The organism is Schnuerera sp. (assembly GCF_035459645.1).
Taxonomy (GTDB): domain Bacteria; phylum Bacillota; class Clostridia; order Tissierellales; family Tepidimicrobiaceae; genus Schnuerera.
Genome location: NZ_DATHXO010000174.1, coordinates 1 through 4,985 on the forward strand (window position 1 = coordinate 1; position 4,985 = coordinate 4,985).

The window sequence follows — 4,985 nt, forward strand, 5'->3', positions numbered from 1 at the left end:
TATACCCTTTTGATAAGAATGTCAACCATTTTTTAATAATTATTTATTTCTTTCTTTAATTTTATTAAATCCTTCATATATATATCTTTTAATTCTCTTCTATATATTACAGCTGCTGGATGATATAAAGGAAAGATTTTATAATTTATATTTTTTATTTTTGTGCTCATTGATTTCCCATGAACTTCACCAATTTTTAAATCTTCGTTGAATATTGCCTTAAGAGGGATATTCCCTAAAGTAATAATTATTTTAGGATTTATTATACTTATTTCTTCGTATAGATATTCTCTAAAAACATCTATTTCTTTAACTTTAGGAGTTCTATTAGATACTCTTTTAGTTTTTGGGTTTGTTTTGGTAGGTCTATATTTTACAGAATTCGTTATGTACACATTTTCTCTTTTAATATTTAATACTTCTAGAAATTCTTCAAAATTTTTCCCAGCTTGACCAACAAAAGGTTCTCCAACTTCAACTTCCTTTGCTCCCGGCGCTTCACCTATAAGTAAAATCGGACTATTTAAATCTCCATATCCTATTATTATTTTTTCTTCAGGATATTTTTCCATTATCTCTTTATTTAATACATTCATTTTTTCTTCTTTCACTTTATCACCTTTCCATTTTTACATCTATTTCATCATATTTTTTCTTTATCCTTTTAAAGTCTTCCCAAGCTTCTCTCTTTTTACTCTCATCTCGAAGAAGTGCAGCTGGATGGTATGTAGCTATTATAGAAAAATTACCTCGGTTAAACCAAATTCCTCTTTCTTTTGTAATCTTAAAATTTTTATCTATGATATTTCTTGCTGCCACAGCCCCTAAACATACTATGATATCCGGCTCAATTATCTTGACTTGCCACCTTAAAAACTCAATACAAATTTTGCTTTCCTCTTCTAGAGGATTTCTATTATTTGGTGGCCTGCATTTAACAATATTGGTAATATAAATATATTCCCTTTTTAATCCAATAGCCTCTATCATTTTGTCAAAGAGTTGTCCTGCTTTCCCTACAAAAGGTCTACCTATCTTGTCTTCATTAAATCCTGGCCCTTCACCAACAAAAACCAGTTTTGCTTTTGGATTCCCCTCTCCAAAAACCACATTAGTCCTAGTCTTAGACAAAGGACATCTATGACATTTAGTTACTATTGATTGAAGTTTATCTAAGGTATACATCATAACCCTCCAATATGATTTTCCTAATCTTCAAATATAGAAAAAATCCTTTTTAATCATTTTTTGTATGTAAAAACTTATATATTAATTATGAAAATGAGTCAAAGGCCTAGCCTTTGACTCATTATTTATTCATCTTCGCTTATTGGTTTCATAGTTGGAAACAATATTACATCTCTTATAGTTGGTTGATTAGTTAACAAAATAATAAGCCTATCAATTCCTATTCCAAGTCCTCCTGTTGGTGGGAGTCCTACTTCTAAAGCATTAACAAAATCCATATCCATCATATGGGCTTCATGGTCTCCTGCTTCCCTTTGTTTTGCTTGTTCTTCAAATCTTTTTTTCTGATCTATTGGATCATTTAATTCACTAAATGCATTTGCTATTTCCCACGTATTTATAAAAGCTTCAAATCTATTAGTTAATCTAGGATCATCAGGATTTCTCTTTGCTAAAGGTGATACCTCTACAGGATGATGAGTAATAAAAGTAGGCTGAATTAAATGTGTTTCACAAAATTCTTCAAACATTTCACTAATTATATTACCCCTTTTCATGCCTATTTCAACTTCTAATCCTTTTGCCTTTGCAACTTCAATTGCTTCTTCATCTGTATCTATAGTATTGAAATCAACACCTACAAACTCTTTTATTGCATCTATCATACTCAATCTTCTCCAAGGTGGCGTTAAATCTATTTCTTTGCCTTGATATTCAATCTTTTTGCTTCCCAAAGCTTTTTCAGCTACATAAGCTATTAATTCTTCAGTAAGTACCATCATATCTTCATAGTCTGCATAAGCTTGATATAATTCAATATTTGTAAATTCGGGATTATGCTTATAACTCATTCCCTCGTTTCTAAACATTCTTCCCATTTCATATACTTTTTCAAATCCACCAACTATAAGTCTTTTCAAATATAATTCATTGGCAATTCTTAAGTACATATCTAAATCTAAGGTATTATGGTGAGTAACAAATGGTCTAGCATTAGCTCCACCAGCAATAGTATTTAGAATAGGAGTATCTACTTCCAAAAATTCTCTATCGTCTAAATACTCCCTCACAGCTTTTATTATTTTTGATCTTAAAACGAAGGTTTCTTTTACTTCTGGATTCACTATTAAATCTACATATCTTTGTCTATATCTTAAATCTTGATCTTTTAAACCATGAAATTTTTCTGGTAAAATCTGCAATGATTTGGTTAATAGAACCATTTCTTTTGCTCTTATAGAAATTTCACCTGACCTTGTTTTAAATACTTCTCCTTTAACTCCAACAATATCGCCTAAATCTAAAAGATTTAATTTATTATAAGCTTCTTCTCCTATTAAATCCATTTTTACAAATATTTGTATTTTCCCTTTGCTATCCTGTAAATCCATAAAGCTAACTTTTCCATGACCTCTTCTAGACATTATCCTACCTGCAACTGAAACTTTTCCATTTTCTAATTCCTCAAAATTATCTTTAATACTCATACTATGATGGGTATATTCGTACTTTTCTATAAGAAAAGGGTTTTCCCCCATCTCAATTAATTCTTTTAACTTTTCTCTCCTTATCATGAGCATTTCATTAATATTCTCTTCCGTTCCTGCCATATATTATCTATCCTCCTATTTATCTAGCAATGCTTAAAATTTGATATTTAATAAGTCCATCAGGTACATGTACTTCTACTATTTCTTCTTTCTTCTTACCTAACAAAGCCCTTCCAACCGGAGATTCATTAGATATTTTACCTTCATAAGGATCTGCTTCTGCAGAGCCTACTATGGTATATTCCATTTCTTCATCAAACTCAAGATCTTTAACTACAACCTTTGAACCTATACTTACTACATCAGTAGAAATATCGTCGTCATCTATTAGTTTAGCATTTCTAAGTATCATTTCCAACTTTGCTATTCTTTCTTCTAATTGCCCTTGTTCATTCTTCGCTTGATCATATTCCGAGTTTTCGCTTATATCTCCAAAAGCTAAAGCTTGTTTTATTCTATCTGCAATTTCTCTTCTCTTAACTGATTTTAATTCATCTAATTCATTTTCAAGCTTTTTCAATCCTTCTAGCGTTAAAAATACATCCCTTTCAGCCATATAATTCTCTCCTTCTATTAAATATATTTTGGCCTACATGCCCTTTTAAAACGGAAATTTAGAAATATTTATTACCTATATATGCAGAATATTATAATCAAGGTAAAGATTGTTGTCAAGTCTTTAAAGTTTTCCCTCAATTTTTATTTGGTCATCTGCAAAATTTTGAATATTGTAAAACTTACCATCAATAGATAAACTAGCAAAATCTGCAGAGTTTAATCGATTAAACTGTTCATAAACATAAGAAGGTATCAAAGAATTTAAAAAATTATTATCTGCTATATCTATATGATCGATTTTAAACATGAAATCTTCAATAATTATTGCTTTTTTGGTTTTAGTCTTTTGGTTCTTCATCACTTTACTAATACTAAAGTCGAATATTATGGCTTTATTTCTAAGTTTATCCATATCAAAATAGTAATTATCTTTAAGGTTAATGATTATAGAGTAATTTGTCAAGATATTATCTACTTTTTTAGAATAAAAAATAGACAAACCGTATTTTTCCATCATTTCTTTTGATATGTTTTCTATAATATTGTCATAATCCCCAGCTAAAGTTATGAACCTAACGTCCTTATATAACCTTTCGATTATTTCTTTAGTTGATTGTTCTTCATCTCCTATTATTAAAATTTCTTCTTCTTTTAAATCTTCATTCAAGTGTTTATAGATCTTCTTTAAAATCAAAGGCAGAAATAATGTAAGTGTTTTTATGCCTTTAACTATATTCAAATTAGTTTTCGATTCAATTGTCTTTATATCATCCATATTGAAAAAATTTAATTCTTCTATTATAACATCAGAAGTATTTTCATTTTTAAGTTTGTTTGTAGCTAAGACAAATTCCTCTATTATTTCTTTTTTCCCCATGTTAACACTTTTTAAAAAAACGCCTCCAACATCACCTAGTATATTTCCACTATTATCTCTTATATGTTCTAAAACTTTAACTCTTTTAGCTGGAAGTAATTTATTTGGAATAATTTTTAATAATCCCCTATGAAATTGACCATAGTAAGTTTTTTCTCCTATTATATAAAGAAACTGGATAAAAACCCTCCCTCCATAATATTGTAATGTATTATATGAATATAAAAAGAGAAGTATAACTAATTGTCAATAAAGGTATTTAATTCAATTAAATAGTTTTTCAAAATATTTTCCACTTGTTCTTTGCTCAATACAAAGTTTATTTGATTTTTAACTTTGTTTGAATTTCTAATACCCTTTAAATACCAAGATATATGCTTTCTCATCTCCTTTACTCCAACTTTTTCGCCTTTTATTCTACATAATAAATCTAAATGCTTTAGTACCATATTAATTATTTCTTCATAAGATGGTTTAATATCTTCCTTGCATTCTATTAGCAACTTTATCCTTTTAAAAATCCATGGGTCTCCCATTGCTCCCCTACCAATAGCTACACCATCACATCCAGTATAATCAATCATATTTATCGCATCTATAGGTTCAAATATATCTCCATTTCCTATAACGGGAATATTTATGGATTCTTTTAACTTTTTTATAAAATCCCAATCCGCTTTTCCTGAATAAAACATATCTCTGGTTCTACCATGAATCGTTAAAGCAGATACACCCTCCTTTTCAGCTATCCTACCCACTTCAATACCATTTATGCTATTATAGTCCCAGCCCATTCTGATCTTCAATGTTAC

The 4,985-nt window shown here is 29.1% G+C and carries 6 protein-coding genes; all 6 read right to left on the reverse strand.

Translation table 11 applies throughout. From position 1 onward, the window contains the following. Nucleotides 1–32: 32 nt before the first annotated feature. Nucleotides 33–611, reverse strand: a complete 579-nt coding sequence (locus tag VK998_RS04190) for a uracil-DNA glycosylase (RefSeq protein WP_325225832.1) — start codon at nucleotides 609–611, stop codon at nucleotides 33–35. A 4-nt stretch (nucleotides 612–615) separates the two neighbouring features. Then, nucleotides 616–1,185 (reverse strand): uracil-DNA glycosylase, encoded by a 570-nt coding sequence (locus VK998_RS04195; protein ID WP_325225835.1) that lies wholly within the window; start codon nucleotides 1,183–1,185, stop codon nucleotides 616–618. A 128-nt stretch (nucleotides 1,186–1,313) separates the two neighbouring features. Then, the gene (lysS, locus tag VK998_RS04200) at nucleotides 1,314–2,798 is read right to left on the reverse strand and encodes a lysine--tRNA ligase (RefSeq protein ID WP_325225838.1); all 1,485 of its coding nucleotides are present in this window, start codon (nucleotides 2,796–2,798) and stop codon (nucleotides 1,314–1,316) included. A 19-nt stretch (nucleotides 2,799–2,817) separates the two neighbouring features. Then, on the reverse strand, nucleotides 2,818–3,294 hold the full coding sequence (gene greA / locus VK998_RS04205) for a transcription elongation factor GreA (protein WP_325225840.1): 477 nt from the start codon (nucleotides 3,292–3,294) through the stop codon (nucleotides 2,818–2,820). Between the two features lie 123 nt (nucleotides 3,295–3,417). Next, the gene (locus tag VK998_RS04210; protein ID WP_325225843.1) at nucleotides 3,418–4,173 is read right to left on the reverse strand and encodes a hypothetical protein; all 756 of its coding nucleotides are present in this window, start codon (nucleotides 4,171–4,173) and stop codon (nucleotides 3,418–3,420) included. 239 nt (nucleotides 4,174–4,412) lie between these two features. Next, the coding region (locus VK998_RS04215; RefSeq protein WP_325225846.1) for a tRNA dihydrouridine synthase at nucleotides 4,413–4,985 on the reverse strand (573 nt) is incomplete at its 5' end.

Coding starts and splice junctions, on each gene's coding strand:
- VK998_RS04195 (WP_325225835.1), bottom strand. CDS start 1,185: ATGTATACCTTAGATAAACTTCAATCAATAGTAACTAAATGTCATAGA.
- lysS (WP_325225838.1), bottom strand. CDS start 2,798: ATGGCAGGAACGGAAGAGAATATTAATGAAATGCTCATGATAAGGAGA.
- greA (WP_325225840.1), bottom strand. CDS start 3,294: ATGGCTGAAAGGGATGTATTTTTAACGCTAGAAGGATTGAAAAAGCTT.
- VK998_RS04210 (WP_325225843.1), bottom strand. CDS start 4,173: ATGGGGAAAAAAGAAATAATAGAGGAATTTGTCTTAGCTACAAACAAA.